Consider the following 21409-nt stretch of genomic DNA (forward strand, 5'->3'; position numbering starts at 1 on the left):
CGCGCCATCTGCGCGTCGCTCAACCAAAAAAGATCAGACATGTTCACCGCTCGTTTTTCGAACCGTGAATCACGCTGCCAGTCGGAAATCAATGGGTCCTGAGCCTAACTATAAGGCCGGATCAATTCAGCGGGGGAGGATCACTTGTGCCAAAGTGGTCGATTTTGCTCTGCACCGGTCGCCGGGAAACAGGTCGCCGTTGACTTCAATTGCGCAAACTCCGGCAGTGTGCTAATATTGGTCATTATTTTTGAATTTTCGTCTTTGGCTTCTGGGCCGATCAATACATCTAATTCTGCAACATACTCTTTTTTTGATTTTGGCATCTTTAGTGACTACTGGAAAATGACGCATGTCCAATGACACGCCTGGGTTTTGGCTCCAACAGGGGATGCGCGAAGATTTGGTCGATCTGAGGGATCAGCCCTACACCCCGAATCTCGCAGTGCTGCGGCAGGAATTTCTAATAGACCACAGACTCATGCACAACGTGCCTGAAACAAACATGCGTCGCCCCATCTTTGGTGTCCGAAATCAGGGTCAAAGCGGGCGTTGTGTGGGGCATTCTCTGGCCAATGCCATCGATTTGCAGCGTAGCATGCAAGTCTTGCGGCAAGATAGACCGACCGGCATTGACGGCGAGAACGGGTTAAACACCGATGATCCCGAGGTCGTCAGTGCAGATATGCTCTATCGTATGGCGCGGTTTCATGACCTCTATCCGCGCGACGAAGAATTCGCCGAGAGCCAGACAGAGGGGATTTATTCACTACGATCCGCGATCAAGGGTTTTTATCACCACGGCGTTTGCCTTGACTGGCCGCAGCCGAGTGTCTGTGGTGAGGATTTTCGATGGCAAAGCGAATGCTATTTCGCAGATGGTTCAGACGCAAAGCGGAATTTCCCTAGCGTTGCGCAAGCGAAACGGGCCAAACATATTGGTCTGGGCGCTTATTACCGGCTGGCATCAGTTCTCAACCATTATCACGCCGCTCTCAACGACGCAGAAGCGATACTTGTCTCAGCCAAGACCCATGACGGCTGGAGTGCTCCAGAAGGCTATCGCAACGACGGTAAGATCAAATGGTCACCGGCCAATTGCCGCACTGGCAGCCATGCTTTTGTGATCGTAGGGTATGACAAAGACGGCTTCCACGTCCTGAATTCATGGGGTGAACAGTGGGGCGGCTACAAGGGCCAAGCTGGGATTGGGCTTTGGTCCTATGCAGACTGGGCGCACAATATCATTGATGGCTGGGTGCTGCGGCTGGGTGTGCATGCGCCCAATGCTTTTGGCGCGGCGATCGGCGAAAAAGGTACCAAAGGTCTTATCGGTAAGATCGCCTCTGGCTCGCCGCCCTGTCTTGAGCTTATCGGCCACTACATGCATCTCGATGACGGGACGCACGTGAGCACAGGTTCTTATCCTTCGTTCGACGACGGCTGGTCCAAGACGCACAGCTATCTGTGTGATACTTTCAAGGCCAGACACTATGCCGATCTGATCAGTGACAAGCCGCGCTACAAAGGTGTGCTGGTGTGGATACCAGGCAGTTTCGAAGGTATAAAGCAGGCCTTCGGCGCTGCCGTGCAACGTAAGGATCAGATCAAGGGTATGGGTCTTTATCCATACTCGCTTTTCTGGTGCAACGGTTTCGCAGAAAAGTCGATCGAGGTGCTACAGGGGCTTTTCAAAAGCTGCGAAGAGCAGGCAGGCTCCAATGCCGAACATCTCGACGCGCTGATCGAGAACGAGGTTCGTGGCGTCGGACGGGCGATCTGGCGCGACATGGAGATGGCGGCAAAACGTGCAATCACCGGGTCGCGCGAATTGCCCATCGAAAGTGTTCGTGAAATCTATGAAGGTGAAGAAGCGCTCGGACCCATAGCTGATTTCTTCGACGAATTGTTAGAACTTGTTGAATCGTCCAAGACCGAATTGCACATTGTCACCGAGGGCGCCGGCGTTCTGATCCTGCACGAAGCGTTGATGTACCTGGCAGCTAAACGTCGTCATACTGCTGGCACCGAAGGTACGGCCGGTCTACCGCAAGATTTGATAACTTCCTTGCACCTTGTTCTGCCTGCCATCGGCTTGCCGCGCGCCCGCGACCGGATTCTTCCCTTGATTGCCGCAATGAACAACGGAGCGGAAAATCGCGCGCATGTCTATGTGCCCAATGCAGAATTGGAAAGCCGGGTGTGCTTTGGCGCTTACGGAAAATCAATTCTCCACCTTGTCAGCAGGGCGTTCGAAGATCGGATGCCCGCTAACGGCACCGCTATGAACCGGGCCTCGTCTACTGTGGGCAAGCCACGCAACTTCCTTGGGATGGCGGACGGGCCCGATAACGCAGGCCTCTTTGACGAGAAGACGATCGTCAGGCTTGCCGAGGTTTCTGACCCGCAATTCGAACGCATATCTGTCCCGCAAACTGTACTGGCAAATGACCCGAAATTCTTCGCCGAAATTGTCCAAAGCATAAAGGCACTAAGCGACCCGAAGTCACATCCCTGAAGGAGATTATCCATGCCCAAGAAGATTTCCATAGATGAGCTGATGGCCAAGATGGCCGATCTGGACACTGATCAGTCGGACCTCTCGCAATACTTCTTGATAGATGAAGACGCGTCTCGCCCATTCGCACCTCAATTCACCCTCAATCCGCAGACGGTAAGTATCCCCAAAGGTGCCGATGCCGCAGCGCGGTCAGCTGCCGCGATGAATGGTGCGAACTGGTTTGCACGGATGCATCGGCAGGGTCAGTTCTACAAGCGGCTTCGCAATGGGTATCAGGGTCCGATTATCGTTTCAGAGGGAGATAGCTGGTTTCAGTATCCGATCCTGCTGCGTGATACGATCGACCACTTGTCCGATGACTATGCGATATTCTCGCTTGGCGCGGCGGGCGACCTGTTACAGAACATGGCAGACAAAAACGAATTCATCGGGGCGATCCGGGACAAGGGTGCCGAGATTTTGCTGCTGTCTGGTGGAGGGAACGATCTTGTGGCCGGCGGCGCGCTGGCGCTGCATCTTGAAGAGTTTGATGCCAATCTCCAGCCCGCGGACTACTTGCTGCCGTCTTTTCAGGCGCTATTGGACAACGCACTTGTGCAATATACGCGCATGTTCGAACTGGTCCGCCGCGACACACCGCATGTGAAGGTGCTGTGCCACGGATACGATTACCCGGTCCCCAACAAGGACCGCTGGCTTGGAAAGCCGATGGAATCGCGCGGTATCAAGGACCGGGCTCTGCAAAAGGCCATTGCCGCCTGCATGATGGACCAGTTCAACCGCCGGCTGCGTCGTGCATGCAAGGCAATGCCACATGTAAGCTATATCGATTGTCGTGGAGTGGTTGGCGATCACCGGTGGCATGATGGTCTGCATCCGACGAACGAAGGCTATGCCAGTGTGGCCCAGCTTTTTGCCCGCGAGATTGCAAAAATTGCCAACACTCGTAGCGGTCCGCCGATTGCGCGCAGCGGTCCGTTCGGAAATGCCGATGAACTGCGCCAAACCATAGAGGCCAATGCCAAGGTGAGTAGTCCCACCAGCTTGGGTAAAGGGCGATCGCTGCACATCGGGCTCGATAGCGTCGATCCTGCGCATTACGCCGGTTGGGATGGCAAACTTCAATCCTGTGAAGCTGATGCCAAGGCGATGGAACGGCTGGCGAAGGACAATGGGTTCGCCTCGAAGTCACTGCTCACCTCGGCAGCAACCCGGGCCAAAGTCATCTCAGAAATCAAGGCCGCAGCCAGGGAACTGGAGGCTGGAAGTATGTTCCTGTTGACCGTGTCCGGCCATGGCGGTCGCATCCCGGACTTCAATCAGGATGAAGATCACGATGGCGATGAAAAGATGGACGAGACCCTGTGTCTGTTCGATTTTCAGCTTGCGGACGACGAGCTTTACATGCTCTGGGGCGAATTTCGCGCCGGTGTCCGAGTGCTGATGGTCGCCGATACCTGCCATTCGGGTTCGATGGTGCGGGCCGGACCCGCGATGCCGACATCACTTTTCGGCCAGCCGATTGAGCCGAAGGACCAAGGAGCCGTTCGCGCAATGCCGCTGGCCGTCGAAGAACGGGTCTGGATGCAGAATCGCGACGCCTATCGCGATGCGTCGCGTTCCTATAGCGCGATCAAGGAAAGCGTGATGATGGCGCCGCTGACAAGCCCGGTTAAGGCGTCTGTCCTCAGCCTCGGAGCCTGCAAAGACTCACAATTCGCAACCGACGGCCCGGACCACGGCGCGTTCACAGGAGCCTTGCTGGAGATCTGGAACGACGGTCAGTTTGTGGGCGATTACCGAGCCTTCCGGGCAGCCATAGATGCACGGATCGGACGCGGAACCCAGACGCCGCAGTTGTTCGAAAAGTTGCATCGCGCGCCAAACTTCATCGGTGACATCCCCTTCAGCATCAATCCTGACAAGAAGGCGCGCAGCGTATCACCTGCCTACGCAGTAGCTGCCGTTTCACGCGAAGAAGCCAACGAGGGCCACGAGACCGACAGCCTGTCTGATGAGGATGTGCGTGCGATATTCGAGGCCAAACGGGGCCATGTACGAATGCGCAGTGGTGATGCCGCGCTGAACTGGTCGGAGTATTCGGATTTCGACGCCTTCATCAAGAGCCTCGGGCTTCAGCATTTCGGAACCGATGAGTTTTTGGTGCTTGGCGGCGCGCACAGCACTCCGGGCGGGAACTGTGCCGGACTGAATACCTATCCCCCACGTGCGCTGTGGCCAAATATTGCCGCCACCGCGCGTGCGCTCGACGCAGTCAGGGTCAAACTGGGTCAGCCGATCGCTATTACCAATGCCTATCGCGCACCGGCCTACAACACCTGCATCGATGGGGCCTCAAGCAGCCTGCACATGCAATTCAACGCGCTTGACTTCAAGGTTCGTGCCATGTCCGCACCAGCAGTCGCGATGGCACTGCGATGGCTGCGCGACAAAGACGGTCTTTTTGTCGGCGGTATTGGGCGGTACAACAGCTTCACCCATATCGATACGCGCGGCAACAACGCGACCTGGTTTGCAGACTTTAAGGCTGCGCAAGTCCCGGACGCGTTCCCGATGCCGCCTGTCGTCTGACAGCTCATGCCAATGGAAGGCGGTCTCGTACCGCCCCATAAGACGTCATGGTCGTGGACGATAGATATGACACCTGACTGACTTGATCGGCTTGCCCTTGTGCGGGGCATCGATCAGGTTTTCTGTTCAAGCACAGGTTTCCTTGGGTTGCCATTTCTGCGAGGGTGGTTCCAGTTTCCTGCGTTTTGAGCAGTTTTTGATGCTCATTGCCAAGTTCTCGGGCTTGGAGTTTCCTTTGTTTGTCTGATCCGTGCAAAGTTTGTTGCCAAGTCTCTGTTTAATCTTGATCCGCGTAAGCGCGAAACGTTTGCAACACTCTTTCAAGGGTCTCTTGGTCGCGCGCGAAAAATCGCGATGCGACAGACTCGGCAGGGAAGTCCGGCCAGGTTTTCATCATTTCTTGAATGGTTTTCTTCGCCACGTTCTCATCACCATTGGCGTCGTAGGCCGTCGCAAGGAGCAACAGGCTAGGAGCACTAACCGGCAAGCCACGCTGTGCTGCGGTAGAGAAGGCTTCGATCGTGGCAGGATAGTTTTGAAGCATAAGTTGTGACGTGCCCCACATGCTGTTCGCGCCGAACCTGCCCACACCGCTTCGGTAACGAGACGGGTCAGATACTTCGGACAGCAATAGCGCGTCGCCGGACAGAAGCGCGGTCAGGCCGGCCAAATCCAAAACATGGCCGTCTTCAGGCGATAACTCCAAAGCGATGCGTGCACGCTTCATGGCCTCGCCCACGTTCCCTTCTACTGCCAATGTCCATGCTTGCGCCGCCTGCGCCCAAGCGTCAGTCGGGCCATGTTCAAGACCGCGGGCCGCCATGTCCTGTGCTTGTGCAAGCAGATCGGAAGACGTCTCGGCGTCAGGGGACATAAAGGACAGCAGCGCAAGAACCTGAGCCGCGCCCGCGTACCCCGATGGCAAATGCGGATCCAGATTAATCGCATGGCGGAACGAGGCGAGCGCAATTTTCTGACGCTCTGAATCGAAAAGCGGAAAGAACAAACCACGTGCTTGTTGCGCGATGTTGAATGACTGGACGCTGGTAACCGAACGCTCTTTCAGCGCCGCAAGTTCCGGTGTTTTTTCCTGTGCCGATGGGCCCTTGGAAGCGATAAGGGCATCACGGAAGAGTGCCGCTCCGGCTGCGATAACAAGTGCAGCCACAAGGGCGACTGCAAAAGTCATCACCGGGCGAAAGGCGAAGCGCGGTTTGCGGGCGGCGGGATGAGCAGCTTCGACAACTTCCGGTGCAACAATGCGCTCAACGGCCTTGCCCGGCGCAACTGTATCGAAGCTGGGCGTGTAGCTGCCAGCCTTGACGGTTATGCGAAGGTTTTCCGATTGCCCTTCAGTTGAATAGTACTCATCCAGCGCCCGCCGAAGGCGGCGGGCTTCGACACGAACAAGGTTTTGCGCGCTGCCCGCCTCATCAATCTCGCGGCCATAGACGGCGACTGCAACTGTCTTTCCCTTGATCGCACTCCCGCGACCGCTGATCTTTTCTTCTACAATATAGGTCAAAAAGTCCTGCAATCTCGCCGAGTTCACAAACCCTGGCGAGGCAACAATACGTTGGAGCGCCGCCCGGACGTCTTCAACGGGTGGCACGCGATGGCGTTTATGTTGTTCCATGCGTTGTCCAAATCACCCCAAACTAACGGTGACTCACTCCCTCGGTTCTGTCACCTTAGCACAATATGGGGGTCCCAACTTTAAAGGCAACGCAGTGGACGCTGAACAGCTACACACGCTTCTTCCGGAATTCGCGCACTCAGATGTTGAGTACGCGACCAGCTTACCTGCCGTCCAGGCTGCCATGAAAGATCTCAGGTTCGCGCTTGCAGAATTAACGCGTTGCGCTCCGGGAACGAAATCCAAGCAGGATTGGGAATTAACCAAAGAAGAACTTTTAACCGAGATTCGGCGTCTGACACAGAAAGCGTGCCAGCGATCATGATCGAAAAACGCCACCGGATCAGCTTTGGATCTGAAGCTGGGACACAGAGGAAACCATACCAATACGTATCTTAGAGAGGAGAGCTTTATGAGCAATGCTAGCAACCCATATGGTAAACGCCCCGGAGGCGGGATCACACTTCCCGAGTATTTCCGGCCCACGCCCGGCTGTACCAGCAACAACTTTTTCCCCCCGAATGAGCCTTTGCCAAAGGGCGAAATGCGGATTTGCTTTACCGGCAGCACGCCATGGCCACCAACGCTGAAGCAGTCGGGCACGTCCATCGTACTGGAGCTTGGAAACGGTACACCGTTCCCGCGCCGCCTGTTTTTCGATTTCGGCAATGGCTGTGTGAAAAACATCATCCAGCTTGGCATTCTGCCGCCCATGGTACGCGATATTTTCATCAGCCACCTGCACGTCGACCACTATGCTGACCTGCCCTACTTCATGCCATTCCGCGCCTGGGGTGGCGGTTGGCGCAACGGGTTGCGTATTTTTGGGCCAAACGGTGACCGGCCAGAAACCGGCACGCAGTACATGGTCGACAAGATGCACGAGATGATGACGTGGCACCTTGAAAACTTTGATCACTGCCCGATCGGCGCTGGCTATGACACCGAAGTTGTCGAGTTTGATTACAAAGACGACAACGGCATCTGCTTGCAGGAAGAGGGTCTGACCGTCCGTCACTGGGGCCGTAGCCACGTCAAAAACGGTGCCTCCGCGTACCGCGTTGACTGGGAAGAGGCTGGATTGTCCTTTGTCTGGACCGGCGATGGACGCCCGGATGAAAGCACCATTGAGTTTGCCAAGGGTTGCGACGTTTTCGTGACCGAAGGCCAGGCCGACCTGCCGCAGCTATTGAACTATAAGTACGGCACGCCGAAAGAGGTGCTCGAATTCACGCTCGACACCTATCACACGCCTTACTACGCCGCAGGGTATCTGATGAACCAGATCCAGCCGCGTGTTGGCATGATTTGCCACTACACCGAAGAACCCGAAGGCGAAGGTATATCTGAGATTCGCGCGCATTGGGACGGGTTGTTCCTGTGGGGTGGCCCGGACATCAAAGTCATCAACGTGACCAAGGACCGGATTTGGGAACGTATGGCCCTGCGCCCGGAAACGCCGGCGATGCAGCCACCCAACCCCAAAACGCTTCCCGTAGAGAATTTCCCGGATGGGAAGCTTCCGGAGTACATTCAGATGCCCAAACCGCGCCTTCCGCGGGAAGAGCAGCAGGATGCCTATTTGCGGGATCGGGAACTGGACCCGACGCTGTATTACCCACCGGACGTCGCCCGACCGCTGAACCAGCACTACGACGAGGAAACGTTCCGCATGGACATTCAGGCGCTGATCGACGCGCGCGAAGGCCGCTGAGACCCTTTTGAAAACCAGCCGCTGCGCCACTTGTTGGCGTGGCGGTGTCACATCCAATTTCCGAAAGAGTTGAGCGATGTCTGAAAAAGCTGCTACGCCCGTACCAATCACAATCCTGACCGGGTTTCTGGGCGCAGGAAAGACGACCCTTCTGAACCATATCCTCACCGGCAATCACGGGTTGAAGGTGGGCATCCTTGTGAACGATTTTGGGTCCATCAACGTCGACGCAGAACTGGTTGTCGATGTCGAGGACGGTATGATCAGCCTCGCCAATGGGTGTGTCTGCTGTCAGATCCGCGATGATCTGATCGAGTCCGTTGCACAGCTTCTGGAGCGGGATGATCCGATCGAGTACATCATCCTTGAAGCCAGTGGTGTGGCGGACCCGGCAAGCATTTACATGACATTTGTGGACTCTGCCTATCGCGACATGATCCGACTCGACAGTGTCACCTGCGTTGTCGACACGGATCAGGTCTTTGCGGACGATGACCCCGATCTTGGTAAACTGAAGCTGCAGCAAATCGGTTTTGCGGATTTGGTGATCATGAACAAAGTCGATCTGGCCGGCGCTGAAAACGCTGCCAAAGTAAAACGCTGGATTGATGGGTTTTTCTCACGAGTCCGGATTGTGCCTGCCATCAAGTGCGAAGTACCGTTGGAAATCCTCCTGTCCGTCGGCCGGTTCGACGTAAGCCGCGTTGTGCAGACTGATGAACATGATCATGCGCACGACCACGACCACGACCATTCGCACGGTGCCATTTTCAAAACCTGGAACAACACGTGGGATGCTCCATTTTCCCGCCGCGCGCTGGAGCGGATGATCAAACGCGAATTGCCCGGCAACGTCTATCGCTGCAAAGGGTTCGTCAGGTTGAATGACGACCCAGACCACCGTTACATCCTGCAGGTCGTGGGACGGCGCATTGAACTTGTGCGTGACCGCGCATGGGGGGACGACAAACCGCAAACACGGCTTGTTGCCATCGCGCATGGGTCATCCTTGGATGGGGATCATCTGACATCGCTGTTCAACCAATGCCTGGCAGAGCAGGCGCCAGTCGCTGAAGCCGCGCCGGCCGGTAAAATGACGAGCGCTTAGACATGCATGGACTGGAAACGGTAGTCATTGAACTTGCCAACTTAACGCAGATGCTTTTTGAAGCGGCCAGCATCCTCGTGGTGGCTGCGGGTGGCATCGCATTTGGCTATGCTGTCTTTTCCCAACGTTTTTCCGGACAGGCGAACAAACCGCGACAGGCTTTGGCGCGGTTTTTGATTGTCGCGCTTGAATTGCAATTGGCCGCTGACATCATCGCAACGGCAACCAACCCTTCCATGGAAGAGTTGTTAAAGCTGGCTGCAATTGCCGTGATCCGCACGTTCCTCAACTATTTCCTGGTTCTTGAGATGCGGGAAGAAAGCGCCAAGAAACCTGCGGCCAGTACCGCGCTGAAAGGGTGATTGCCATGGGTGAAGATTTCGACAATCAACCTCGATCCACAAATGAAATGGCCGAAGAACGTACAGACCTGGCGTTCGAGCGCTCAAAGATGGCTATGGATCGAACAACCATGGGCTTTATGCGCACGTCAATTTCGCTGATCGGTTTCGGATTTTCCATTCCAATGCTGTTTCAGGTCATAACCGGTGTACCTGGTCTTCAGGATTTTCCGATTGAGCGGGCCAGATTTGTTGGTCTGTTCATGCTGATCCTTGCGGTTTTCATGCTGGTGACGGCCATCATTCAACACGTGGCCTACTTTCGCAGGCTGGCGAAGGCCACGAAAACCCCGTTTCCGTTTTCAGTCTCGTTGCTATCAAGCTGCGTGCTGTTGTTCGTCGCGTTTTTTGCCTTGGCGAACGTACTGTCTAAAGTAGAGATGCATTAGATGGAGACGTCAGTCCCTTTTGACACAACGGTCGAGGTGCTCATTTCAGTGTTCATCGGCTTGGCGTCTCTTTGTATTGGGCTTTCGACGACTTTCGCGAACGTGACAGCCGTCTTGAAAGACAAGCAGGTGGTTCAGCGTGCTTTGGCTGCGAATATCCTGATCCCTCCGGTTTTGGCAGGTGTCATAATAGCCGTGTTCCCAGTGGAACCTGCCGTGCAAACCGTGCTGTTGTTGCTTGCCTTCGCACCGGGCGGGATCAATGCGGTTCAGTTCTCGACAAAAGTGCCCGGCCAAATCGCGTCAGCGGGCGCTTTGCTATTTTTGCTGTCTGCGGTCTCTTTGGTGACGGCACCGTTTGCGGCGGTTTTCTTGCTGCCTTCGGACGCCGCCATTTCAATTCCCGCAGGCGAGATCGCCTTACGCGCCATGCTATTGATTGCCTTGCCCGCTGCCGCTGGCATGGCCATCAGGCGGTCTGCGCCTGAACTGGGTGCTAAGATAAACAAACCCGCCACGCTGATTTCTGTCCTGTCTTTCATCGCGTCGGTTATTCTCAGCACTGCGGTTCGACAAGACGGCCTGGCTCAGTTTGGCGCGTCTTCGACGGCAGCGATTTTGGTCTTCATCCTGGGATTAATGGTTGTCGGCTGGTTTTTTGGGGGGCCTGACATCGATGGTCGTCAAGTCCTTGCAGTGTCAACAAATCTGCGCAATGTGGGTCTGGTCTATGTGCTGGTTGACGGGTGTTGCGGTGATGACCTGCTGTCGGCCGCTGTGCTCGGCTTCATGGCCTTGATGGTTCTGCCCAACTTGATCTTTACCGTCAGCTGCGCAGTCTGGCGCAAAGGGCATGCAGCGGAGTCATAGCCGAAAGTGATCCTCTCCCTTTGCATTGGTCGCGTTTTCGGGCAGCGGGTTAGCGCTGTCCGCCCGCCAACCCGTCCGAAATGCATCGCCCAACAGTGTTCTTGAACAAATGGCACAGCACCGCGTTTTCGCGGAAGCACCCATGATTGTCTTCAAAGAAGGTTGAACGATCTGACACAGGATCGAAGAAATCGAGGCGGTAAATTCTGCGGTGAACCAAGACCGTGGCAAGAGGCGAAAGCAGCGATGTTGTGCGAGTTTTCGATAGAATGCCAAGTCATGTAGGATCACATATCGCGGTCTGTTAACGGACTCGCGGACGCGCTTGGCAACGCCCATTGCCGAGACGCGATAAGGTCGTGCACATCCGAGACGACCTCGGGCGAAGCTGGGTGTTCGCGCCGGTATAGATAGACCTGCCGCATGTCCGGCAGATCGCGGATCGGGCGAAACACCAGACCTTTCGGGGCAAGTCCCAGGACCGACTGCGGCAACACCGTGACCCAATCGTCCTGTCGTAGCATGGCCAACAGGGATTGTGTGTTGTGTACCGTGACATCAACCTCGGCCAGATGCGCCTTGAACCGGGGGGTCTGGATCTGGTCGCACAGCGCGTTGCGCAGAAAAGGCACGGAAAACACATCATCGATTGTGATCGGCTGGCTTTGGTCCGCAAGGCGGTGGCTGTCCGACAAAACCAGCCCGAAGTGATCGCTGAACAGTAAAGATGACGCGATGCCTTTCAGGACGTGATGTGACGACGCAATTCCCAGATCGGCCCAGCCTTGCACCAGCGAGTCGAGAACCTGCTGTGTATCCGCGTCGCGGAGTTCGATCTTAAGCCGGGGATAGCGCTGCGAGATGTCCCGGACCACATGCGGAAAGACAAGGGCTGCGACCGATGGAACGGCCGAAATCCGCAGCATCCCTTGCGGTGCGCTGGCTGACAGTTCGATCGCCTGCACCGTGCTGTCAAACTGCTTCAACTGAATCTGCCCAAGCCGGAAAACCTGTTCGCCCAGGGCCGTCAGCCGGTTTTTGCGTTCACTTTCAAACAACGGACCGCCCAGATGGGTTTCCAGCTGTTTCAGTGTCATCGACACCGCAGACTGTGTTCGGCCCAGGTGATCGGCGGCATCCGACAGATTGCCAGCCTTGGCCACGGCACAGAAGCTGCGCAACATTTCAATCTTGATCGCCACGCTTCAATTTTCCTGTAATTGGGTTCAGAAGTTTGAATTTGACTGATGTGGGGTGGAGTGTCCACCATAGCCAATCACTCCGGAACATGAGGCGCACCGTGATTCACAAGAACCTGATTGCTGGCGAATGGCTGGCTGGCGACAGCGATACCGAAAACCGCAACCCGTCTGACCTGAGCGATCTGATCGGTCTGTTTGCACAGGCGACGCCGGATCAATTGGATCAAACGCTGGATCAGGCGCAGGCCGCACAGCGCGAATGGGCGGCCTATGGGCTTGAGCGCAAGCAGGCCGTGCTGAACGCCATCGGGACCGAAATGATGGCCCGGGCCGAAGAATTGGGTACATTGCTCAGCCGGGAAGAAGGCAAGCCACTGGCCGAAGGCAAGGGCGAAGTCTATCGCGCTGGCCAGTTCTTTACGTACTACGCCGCCGAATGCCTGCGCCAGATCGGTGAAAACGCCGACAGCGTGCGTGACGGGATCGAAGTCGATGTGCGGCGCGAACCGGTTGGGGTCGTGGCCGTGATCTCGCCCTGGAACTTTCCGACCGCCACGGCGTCTTGGAAGATCGCGCCAGCGCTCTGCTACGGCAACGCGGTCGTGTGGAAGCCTGCCAATATGACCCCGGCCTCGGCTGTTGCGCTCAGTGAAATCATTGCCCGCCAAGACATCCCCAAGGGGCTGTTCAGCCTTGTGATGGGGGCAGGCGGTGCAATCGGCCAACGACTGGTTGATAGCCCCAAGGTCCACGCGATTTCCTTTACGGGGTCGGTGCCCGTGGGCAAGGGCATCGCGGCGTCGGCGATCCAGAACCTGACCAAAGTGCAGATGGAAATGGGCTCCAAAAACGCGCTGGCCGTGATGGACGACGCTGATCTTGATCTTGCGGTAACGCTGGCTTTGGGTGGGGCGTTTGGTGGCACAGGCCAGAAATGCACGGCGTCTTCGCGCCTTGTGGTCCATCAGGCCGTGCACGACGCCTTTGTCGACAAACTGGTGGCCGGGGCCAAAGCGATGAAAGTGGGCCACGCGTTGGCAGAGGGCACCCAGATGGGGCCGGTTGTCAGCCAGCAGCAATTGGACGAAAACCTTGCCTATGTTGATCTGGGCAAGACCGAAGGCGCTGAACTGGCCTGTGGCGGCACCCGGCTCGACATGCCGCACGACGGGTTTTACATGTCGCCGGGCGTGTTCCTGAATTCGACCAACGACATGCGCATCAACCGCGAGGAAATGTTTGCGCCGCTGACCTCAGTCATCAAGGTCGCCAGCTATGACGAGGCGCTGGCGGTGGTCAACGACACCCGTTTTGGCCTGACCTCGGGCATTGTGACCCGCAGCCTGGCCCGCGCCACGCATTTCCGGCGCAACGCACGCACCGGCGTTGTCACGATCAATCTGCCGACCGCGGGCACAGATTACCACGTGCCATTCGGCGGACGCGGCGACAGTTCTTATGGCCCGCGAGAACAGGGCAAGGCCGCGGCCGAGTTCTATACGACCGTCAAAACGGCCTACATCGCGGCAGGGAGCCCCGACTGATGCGCATCGACGGCCTGCAATATGCCAACTGGTCGGAAAAGATCTTTCGCCAACTGCGGGCAGGGGGCGTGGATGCGATCCACGTTACCATCGCCTATCACGAGACGTTCCGCGAAACCGTTCTGAACTTTGAAAAATGGAACCGCTGGTTCGAACAATACCCCGATCTGATCATGAAGGGGCAGTGGGCCAGCGACATCGACATCGCCCGCGAAACCGGTCGTACGGCGGTGTTCTTCGGATTTCAGAACCCGTCACCGATCGAGGATGATATCGGCCTTGTCGAAATCCTGCACACGCTGGGCGCGCGGTTCATGCAGCTGACCTATAACAACCAGTCGCTGCTTGCGACGGGATGTTACGAGGCCGAAGACAGCGGTCTGACCCGCATGGGGCGGCAGGTGGTCAAGGAAATGAACCGGGTTGGTCTGGTCATAGACATGAGCCATTCCGGAGATCGCTCCACCATCGAGGCTGCTGAGTTTTCCGTACGCCCCATCGCGATCACCCATGCCAACCCGCATGACTGGGCCCCGGCTTTGCGCAACAAACGCGACGACGTAATCCGCGCCGTGACAGAAAAGGGCGGAATGCTGGGCTTTTCGATCTATCCTCATCACCTCAAGGACAAATCGGACTGCACGTTGGAAAGTTTCTGCGAAATGATTGCCAGAACGGCGGACACATACGGTGTCGATCACCTCGGGATCGGGACCGATCTGTGTCAGGATCAGCCTGACAGTGTTGTTGAATGGATGCGGGTCGGACGCTGGACCAAGGAAATTGATTACGGCGAAGGGTCGGCCAGCAACGCCGGGTTCCCGCCAATGCCGAATTGGTTTCAGGATAACCGGGATTTTGGCAATATCGAAACCGGCTTGCGCGCAACAGGCATGAACGATGCAGACGTTGCCGCGATCATGGGCGGCAACTGGTACCGGTTCTTTGCCGAGAATTTCACCCCAAAGGACGCGGGCTGATGGTTGACCGCCGTGCCCCTGAAACGGTCATGCGGCTGTCGCGCCTTGGGTCGCTGCACCAGTGCCGTCTCAGTTTCATGCGGCAATTGACCCGCCGTATGGCGGCTGAGACCTGGCAATTCACCCGACCGGTGTTCGATATCGATGCAAACGGCGTCGGGCACGCGGTCTATACCGCAACAGCGGGTGATCACAGCTATTCCCTCGTCGCCTTTGCCCACGATCTGCCCGATCACATGCGGTCCGACCGTGTAATCGCCGAGGCTTGGGACGCGACCTTTGCCTTGTTCGACGGCATCCCGACAAAGGCCGACATAGCGCGGCTGTCGCAGAACGTCCCAAAGCAAGAGGCAGGTCGTGTCAGTGACAACGAACTGTCCCTGTCGCGTGCCAATCGCTCGGTTCGGCTGTGGGCACATGTGGTGGAAAACCTTGCCAAAGGACGTCAGCCTGACCCCGCGCAGATCGAAGCCGTCGGATACCTGATGCGCACCACTGCCGTTTACGGGTCCGGTAAGTTCGGTGCAGCTGATCGCGAAAAGATCGCCGACCGCGCCGAAATGCAGGCCCCGTTTCAGGCCGAGATGCTGTCGGTTTTCCTGACCCGCTGGTTCGTGCGCGATCTGGTTGAACATATGGCGCAGATCCAGGGCGGTGTACGCTCGACCACGCTTGATCCGGCGCTGGCCAGCCGTCTGGGCATCGGCAATTCCACCGGCCTTGGCATGGCCCCGTTCATCGTCAACCACCCGGTCTTGTTCAACAACTGGATCATCGCACGGGAAGAGGCGATTGCCCGCGTACGCAGCCTGCCAAAGGCTAAACCCGAAGAGATTGCGCAATTCGTGTCCGTTCTGACCCGCGCAAACCGCTCCATCGACCGGTGGCAATCTGAACACCCGGTTCAAATTGCCAAACTGAAAGACCTGAACCAAGACCGCGCCGCACTGGCCGATTTCCTTGCAACCAACGATCTGACGGGGCCGTCGCCATGGGATGCACTTGTTACATGGGCCGAAGGAACGCTCAGCGAAGAGGGGCAGGAACTGGTCGCATCGCTGATCCTTGAACCTTATCCCGATCTTGTCGATGGATTGGGCAGCTGCATGGCCGACAGCAATGGCGATGCCTTCGTCATCGACGGAGCGATGTCCATAGGTCAGATGCGCGACCTTCTTATGGCCAGTTTCGGTTGGGCCAGCGATCTCGACTGGGTCGCCCCCGAACACTGCGCCCGCGCCTGGTATGTCTCAGAAGAAAAGCTTGAGCCGCGTCTTGGCGAACGGTTCGATGAGCCGATTGCCGACTATGAACAACCGCTGGCGCCCGCACGTGACGCTGCTTTGGCTCTGGATGCGCTGAAGGATTGGAACGCCGACACCCTGATTGCTGAGTTCCTCGCTACCCACCCACAGCATCGCCACACCATCCGCCGGGCGCAGATCTCGCAAATCGCGCCTTATGGCGAAATTCGCGACAACACCATTTCCGCCGACGTCATGCCAATTGACATGCTGCGCGCCAAACTGTCGTTCTTCGGGGCCACACATTTCGACCCGCGCTCAGATCGCTGGGTGCGGATCTGCATGTATTCCGGCGCGCCTTATCCTCAGGACCTGACGCCAGAGAATGCCGACCTGTGGGTCTATCCCGAGGGCACAGCATGAGCTTTTCTCTCAACGAAGTCGACGCAATGGCCAAACGCGCGACCCGGGGGGTCGGATACGCGTGGGGCCTCGCCGAAGAGGCTGGCAAAGCCACCCGCTGGCTGTGTGCTCACAGCTTGGATGGCGTTTCCGTTCTGGCCGCCACACTTGAGGACGATCCCGATCCGTCGTCCTGCCCGTTGATCGCGGGGACCGCTCTCAGCGATAAGGCTGCGGATCTGACCGATGCTCCGCTGACCTTGATCGACCTTTCGCAGCCGATGCTTCTTCTGGCCTTTGCCGGGTCCGCGGCGCGGCAGTTAGGTCATCCGGTCACCCTCACCTGCAACAGCGTTGTCGCTGTCACGGACGGATCCGGGCTTGCCCTGTCCGGAACTTTTCCGATCCAAGCCAAAACAGTGGACATTCGCTTGGGGGGCCAAATGGATACCCCCTTGCAAACAGCAACACGCGTAACACCTGACCAGAATGCCTGGGCGACCCTGGAACGGTTCGCCCACCGCACCTATGCCCCTGCAACAGAAGAAAGTCGCCGCCTCGGAGCAGGTGCCGGGCTTTCCGACAATGACTGACCCGAGGTTCCTATGATCGAAATGCAAACACTGTCTCTGGCGGAAATCGAAGATCTGTCGTTCCGCGCCCTTGTCGCCGCAGGTACGTCTGAAGCAAACGCACGCCCGCTGGCACAAGCCACCGCCGCGACCGAGGCGGACGGCGTGGCAAGCCACGGTCTGGCCTATATCCCGATCTATTGCGAACACGTCGGCTGCGGCAAGGTCGACGGGCAAGCGGCCCCGGTCATCGACACCCCGCGCCCCGGTGTTGTCACCGTTGATGCCGCAACCGGTTTCGCCCATGCAGCCATTGAGGCCGGGTTCGAACGGTTGATCCCGATGGCCCGCACGCAGGGTATTGCCGCTTTGGCCATCAACAACAGCTATAATTGCGGTGTATTGGGGTATCACACGTATCGTCTGGCACAGGCGGGGCTGGTTGGACTTGGCTTTACCAACGCACCGGCCTCAATCGCGCCATCGGGCGGGGCGAAACCCGTTGTCGGCACCAATCCGTTTTCGATTGCCGCACCGGGGCCGGATGGGCAGCCCGCAGTGCTGATCGACCAAAGCGCCAGCACCATCGCAAAGTCCGAAGTCATGAAACACGCCCGCGAAGGCAAGCCGATCCCGACGGGGTGGGCGCTGGACGGCGACGGCAATCCGACCACCGACCCGGCAGTTGGATTGAAGGGGTCGATGGCCCCGTCGGGTGGCTACAAAGGCGTCGGCATCTCGATAATGACCGAAATGATGGCGGCAGCGCTGACCGGCGCGACACTGGGGATCCATGCCTCACCTTTCTCAGGGACCGCAGGTGGCCCCCCGAAAACCGGCCAGTTCTTTATCGCGATTGATCCGGGCGCGACCTCGGGCGGGATGTTTGCAGACCGGATGGCGGATCTGGTCGGCGCAATCCACGATCAGGATGGCGCGCGTCTGCCGGGGGATGGCAGAAAAGCAAAACGTCTGGCCGCAGCCACCGATGGGGTTCCGGTCAACGTCGCGACGCTGGACAAAATCCGGGCCATTCTGGGCTAACCGCCGGGCTGGCCTTTGTCGCCGCGCCTGTGCATACCTTTGCGACACACTTAGGCAGGGGCGTGGAACAAGGCGGGTATGGCGCAGGTCAATCTGAAACAACTTGAAGCGTTTGTTCAGGTCGCAGATCTGGGCAGCTTTCGCCGTGCTGCCGAAAAACTGCACACCACCCAACCCAACATCTCAACCCGGATTTCCGGGTTGGAAACCCAGTTGGGCGTCAAGCTGATGGATCGGGATGCCGGGTCCGTCCGGCTGACCCCCAAAGGGGCCGAGTTGTTGCCCTATGCCCGCCAGGTGATCCGGTCCCATGATGAGTTTCTGGTCGCAGCCGGGGACGATGCGCTGTTCGAAGGTGTGCTTCGGCTGGGCGTGACCGAGATGGTCGTGCATTCCTGGCTTGGGGCCTATCTGTCTGGACTGAAAGACAGGTTTCCGAACATTGATATCGATCTGACGGTCGATGTGTCGGCCAATCTGTCGGACGCCTTGTTCAGCCGTTCCATCGATCTGGCCTTGCAAAGCGGGCCGTTCAGCAGACAGACCTCGGGCGCGATCGAACTGGGCAGTTTCCCGATGATCTGGGTTGGCGCGCCTGATCTGGGGATCGGCCAGCGGGTCTTGTCGTTGCGTGATCTGGCCGCCAATCCAATCCTGACCCATGCCCGGGGCACGTTGCCGTTTGAACAACTGAAAGACCATATCGCAGCCGCGCCGGACGTCTCTGTCCGGCTGGTGCCGTCGACCAACATGTCAGCATGCATCCAGATGACCGTCGAGGGGCTGGGCGTTGCCTGCCTGCCCGAAGTCATGGTTCGCAAAGAAATTGTGGCTGGTGATCTGGTCCCACTGAGATACCTGTGGTGCCCGGATGAGCTCAGCTTTCAGGCCCGCTACGATGCTGACGCGTCGCCGCATTATGTGGCCGAGGCAGCAGCCCTGGCCGGCCAGGTTTCCGATGGAGATCTGTCCGCAGGATAAAATTTTGTTATCCTATTCATCGAAACTAATAATTGGATCGGATCAATCGCTCCGCGCTAAGCTGTCTTCGACTCAGATGAAGGACAGGCAATGGCGGATGCAGCGACAAGGTTGGGTGTCGATATCGGGGGGACCTTTACCGATGTTGTGTTAGAGCGCGGGGACCAGTGGTTTTCAACCAAGGTTCTGACCACCTATGCCGCGCCCGAGGACGCAATCATCGAAGGCATGCATCAGGTCTGTGCCAAGGCCGGCGTCAAGCCTGACGTGATCTCTCAGATCATCCACGGCACGACGCTGGCGACAAATGCGCTGATCGAACGACGCGGTGCCAAAACTGCGCTGATCACCACCAAAGGCTTTCGCGACGTTATCGAAATGCGGACCGAAAGCCGGTTCGAACAGTACGATTTGAACCTGAAACTCCCCGATCCGCTGTTGCCCCGGAACCGCCGCTATGTTGTGTCCGAACGACTGGATGCGCGCGGCAATGTGTTGATCCCGCTGGATCAGGCCGAGGTCGAGGCACTGGCAGAAGAATTGAAACAGGCCGCCTATGACAGCGTCGCGGTCGGCCTGCTGCATTCTTACACCAACGACGCTCACGAACGGATGGTGGCGCAGGTGCTGGCCGAAAAACTACCCGGCGTGATGGTGTCGCTGTCGTCCGAAGTGTCGCCGCAGATGCGCGAATACGAACGCTTCAACACCACCATCGCCAACGCTTACATCAAGCCGCTGATGAAGTCCTATCTGGGTCGGTTGCGCGACCAACTGGCCGAACAAGGGGCCGATTGCCCGATTTTCCTGATGCATTCCGGCGGCGGGATCATGTCGCTGGAAAGTGCCGCCGAGTTTCCGGTGCGTCTGGTCGAATCCGGGCCCGCGGGCGGTGCGATTTTTGCCGCTGACATCGCTGCGCGGCATGGGCTGGACAAGGTGCTCAGCTTTGACATGGGCGGCACCACGGCCAAGATCTGTCTGATCAAGGACCAGTCGCCCAAGACCGCCCGCGTGTTCGAAGTGGCCCGGACTTATCGGTTCAAAAAAGGCTCGGGCATGCCGATCTCGATTCCGGTGATCGACATGGTCGAAATTGGGGCAGGCGGCGGATCGCTGGCGCATGTTGATGGCATGAACCAGATCAGGGTCGGTCCTGAAAGCGCGGGGTCGGAACCGGGACCAGCCTGCTATGGCCGTGGCGGTAAGCGCCCTGCCGTAACCGATGCCGATCTGGTGTTGGGCAAGCTGGATCCTGAGAATTTCGCGGGCGGTTCTATCCCTCTGAACCCCAAGAGTTCGGCCACAGCGCTGGAGGCCGAAATTGGATCCAAGCTGAATATGGACGCGACCGAGGCCGCCTGGGGGCTGGCCGAAGTCGTCGACGAAAACATGGCCAATGCCGCCCGCGTTCATGCGGTGGAAAACGGAGAAGACCTGAGCGATTATACCATGATCGCCTTCGGTGGCGCAGCCCCGCTGCATGCTGCACGGTTGTGCGAAAAGCTGGGCGTGGATCGTTGCCTTGTACCGCAGGGCGCGGGCGTCGGCTCGGCCATCGGTTTCCTGCGCGCGCCGTTCAGCTTTGAAGCCAACCGATCAGTCTTTATGCGATTGTCAGACTTTGACCCCCACACGGTCAAATCCCTGTTTGCCGAGATGGAGGCCGAGGCCACCGGCTTTGTCCGCTCTTGCGACGCGATCGCCCCGATCGAGGCCCATCACCGCGTCTACATGCGCTATTCGGGGCAGGGTTGGGAGATCCCCGTCAGCCTGACCGCGCAACAGGCCGCGGCCCCTGATGCGGCGACTCTTCTGTCGTTGTTCGAACAGGATTACGCCAACCTCTTTGGCCGCACCGTCGATGGCATGGAGGTCGAAATCACCGTCTGGTCTGTCAACGCCTTTACCGCTCAAGCCCCGACCACGCCGCTCACTGGACCCGGTGCACAGTTCACTGCCGACGTTACAGACAGCCGTGCCCTGTTCGACCCCGGGACCGGGGCAACTGTTTCTGCCGCCGTTGTCCCCCGCGCCAACCTGACCCCCGGCGGAACCGCACAGGGACCGGCCGTGATCACCGAGGATGAGACGACCGTAATCGTGCCGTCCAGCCGCGATGTGACCACCCATTCCGACGGCACGCTGGATGTGTTTGTCAAACCCGATGCGGCAGTGTCCGGCAAGCAGGAGAAAGCCCGTGCATAAG

At 57.8% G+C, this 21409-nt stretch carries 17 protein-coding genes; 14 read left to right on the top strand and 3 right to left on the bottom strand.

Annotation, left to right across the window (positions count from 1 at the left end; translation table 11 throughout):
* Nucleotides 1–140 precede the first annotated feature (140 nt).
* Nucleotides 141–326, bottom strand: coding sequence for a hypothetical protein (locus FOY56_RS17485; protein ID WP_146347172.1), 186 nt, complete (start codon nucleotides 324–326; stop codon nucleotides 141–143).
* 26 nt (nucleotides 327–352) lie between these two features.
* Between FOY56_RS17485 and FOY56_RS17490 the strand changes: the two genes are divergently transcribed.
* Complete coding sequence (locus FOY56_RS17490; RefSeq protein ID WP_146347173.1) at nucleotides 353–2518, top strand: C1 family peptidase; 2166 nt, start codon at nucleotides 353–355, stop codon at nucleotides 2516–2518.
* 12 nt (nucleotides 2519–2530) lie between these two features.
* A complete protein-coding gene (locus tag FOY56_RS17495) occupies nucleotides 2531–5113 on the top strand; it encodes a D-Ala-D-Ala carboxypeptidase family metallohydrolase (RefSeq protein ID WP_146347174.1) in 2583 nt (860 codons plus the stop codon).
* A 277-nt stretch (nucleotides 5114–5390) separates the two neighbouring features.
* On the opposite strand, the gene FOY56_RS17500 is transcribed toward FOY56_RS17495, so the two are convergent.
* Nucleotides 5391–6749 carry a tetratricopeptide repeat protein gene (locus FOY56_RS17500; RefSeq protein WP_146347175.1) on the bottom strand — a complete coding sequence of 453 codons (1359 nt, stop codon included), beginning with the start codon at nucleotides 6747–6749 and terminating at the stop codon, nucleotides 5391–5393.
* A 412-nt stretch (nucleotides 6750–7161) separates the two neighbouring features.
* Between FOY56_RS17500 and gntH the strand changes: the two genes are divergently transcribed.
* From gntH to FOY56_RS17525, 5 genes are all read left to right on the top strand, one after another.
* Nucleotides 7162–8463 (top strand): guanitoxin biosynthesis MBL fold metallo-hydrolase GntH, encoded by a 1302-nt coding sequence (gntH, locus tag FOY56_RS17505; protein WP_146347176.1) that lies wholly within the window; start codon nucleotides 7162–7164, stop codon nucleotides 8461–8463.
* Between the two features lie 76 nt (nucleotides 8464–8539).
* A complete protein-coding gene (locus tag FOY56_RS17510; RefSeq protein ID WP_146347177.1) occupies nucleotides 8540–9571 on the top strand; it encodes a CobW family GTP-binding protein in 1032 nt (343 codons plus the stop codon).
* A 2-nt stretch (nucleotides 9572–9573) separates the two neighbouring features.
* Complete coding sequence (locus tag FOY56_RS17515) at nucleotides 9574–9933, top strand: DUF1622 domain-containing protein (RefSeq protein ID WP_146347178.1); 360 nt, start codon at nucleotides 9574–9576, stop codon at nucleotides 9931–9933.
* Between the two features lie 5 nt (nucleotides 9934–9938).
* A complete protein-coding gene (locus FOY56_RS17520; protein WP_146347179.1) occupies nucleotides 9939–10361 on the top strand; it encodes a YidH family protein in 423 nt (140 codons plus the stop codon).
* Nucleotides 10362–11231: a bile acid:sodium symporter family protein gene (locus FOY56_RS17525; RefSeq protein ID WP_146347180.1), complete on the top strand. Its 870-nt coding sequence runs from the start codon at nucleotides 10362–10364 to the stop codon at nucleotides 11229–11231. It begins immediately after the preceding gene.
* Nucleotides 11232–11518: 287 nt separating this feature from the next.
* On the opposite strand, the gene FOY56_RS17530 is transcribed toward FOY56_RS17525, so the two are convergent.
* Nucleotides 11519–12433, bottom strand: a complete 915-nt coding sequence (locus FOY56_RS17530) for a LysR family transcriptional regulator (RefSeq protein ID WP_146347181.1) — start codon at nucleotides 12431–12433, stop codon at nucleotides 11519–11521.
* Nucleotides 12434–12519: 86 nt separating this feature from the next.
* Here FOY56_RS17530 and FOY56_RS17535 point away from each other — a divergent pair, with 86 nt between their 5' ends.
* The 7 genes from FOY56_RS17535 to FOY56_RS17565 all read left to right on the top strand — a co-directional run bounded on the left by FOY56_RS17535 (nucleotide 12520) and on the right by FOY56_RS17565 (nucleotide 21408).
* Nucleotides 12520–13977 carry an aldehyde dehydrogenase family protein gene (locus tag FOY56_RS17535; RefSeq protein WP_146347182.1) on the top strand — a complete coding sequence of 486 codons (1458 nt, stop codon included), beginning with the start codon at nucleotides 12520–12522 and terminating at the stop codon, nucleotides 13975–13977.
* Nucleotides 13977–14957 carry a membrane dipeptidase gene (locus FOY56_RS17540; protein WP_146347183.1) on the top strand — a complete coding sequence of 327 codons (981 nt, stop codon included), beginning with the start codon at nucleotides 13977–13979 and terminating at the stop codon, nucleotides 14955–14957. The genes FOY56_RS17535 and FOY56_RS17540 overlap by 1 nt, the downstream gene beginning before the upstream one ends.
* Nucleotides 14957–16624 carry a hypothetical protein gene (locus tag FOY56_RS17545; protein ID WP_146347184.1) on the top strand — a complete coding sequence of 556 codons (1668 nt, stop codon included), beginning with the start codon at nucleotides 14957–14959 and terminating at the stop codon, nucleotides 16622–16624. Before FOY56_RS17540 ends, FOY56_RS17545 begins: the two co-directional genes overlap by 1 nt.
* Nucleotides 16621–17196 carry a DUF3726 domain-containing protein gene (locus FOY56_RS17550; protein ID WP_146347185.1) on the top strand — a complete coding sequence of 192 codons (576 nt, stop codon included), beginning with the start codon at nucleotides 16621–16623 and terminating at the stop codon, nucleotides 17194–17196. The genes FOY56_RS17545 and FOY56_RS17550 overlap by 4 nt, the downstream gene beginning before the upstream one ends.
* 12 nt (nucleotides 17197–17208) lie before the next feature.
* Complete coding sequence (locus FOY56_RS17555; RefSeq protein WP_146347186.1) at nucleotides 17209–18219, top strand: Ldh family oxidoreductase; 1011 nt, start codon at nucleotides 17209–17211, stop codon at nucleotides 18217–18219.
* A gap of 78 nt (nucleotides 18220–18297) precedes the next feature.
* Nucleotides 18298–19200, top strand: a complete 903-nt coding sequence (locus tag FOY56_RS17560) for a LysR family transcriptional regulator (protein WP_146347187.1) — start codon at nucleotides 18298–18300, stop codon at nucleotides 19198–19200.
* Between the two features lie 90 nt (nucleotides 19201–19290).
* On the top strand, nucleotides 19291–21408 hold the full coding sequence (locus tag FOY56_RS17565) for a hydantoinase/oxoprolinase family protein (protein ID WP_146347188.1): 2118 nt from the start codon (nucleotides 19291–19293) through the stop codon (nucleotides 21406–21408).
* Nucleotide 21409 lies beyond the last annotated feature (1 nt).

The sequence above is a fragment of the Falsiphaeobacter marinintestinus genome, assembly GCF_007923355.1.
Lineage (GTDB): Bacteria > Pseudomonadota > Alphaproteobacteria > Rhodobacterales > Rhodobacteraceae > Phaeobacter_A > Phaeobacter_A marinintestinus.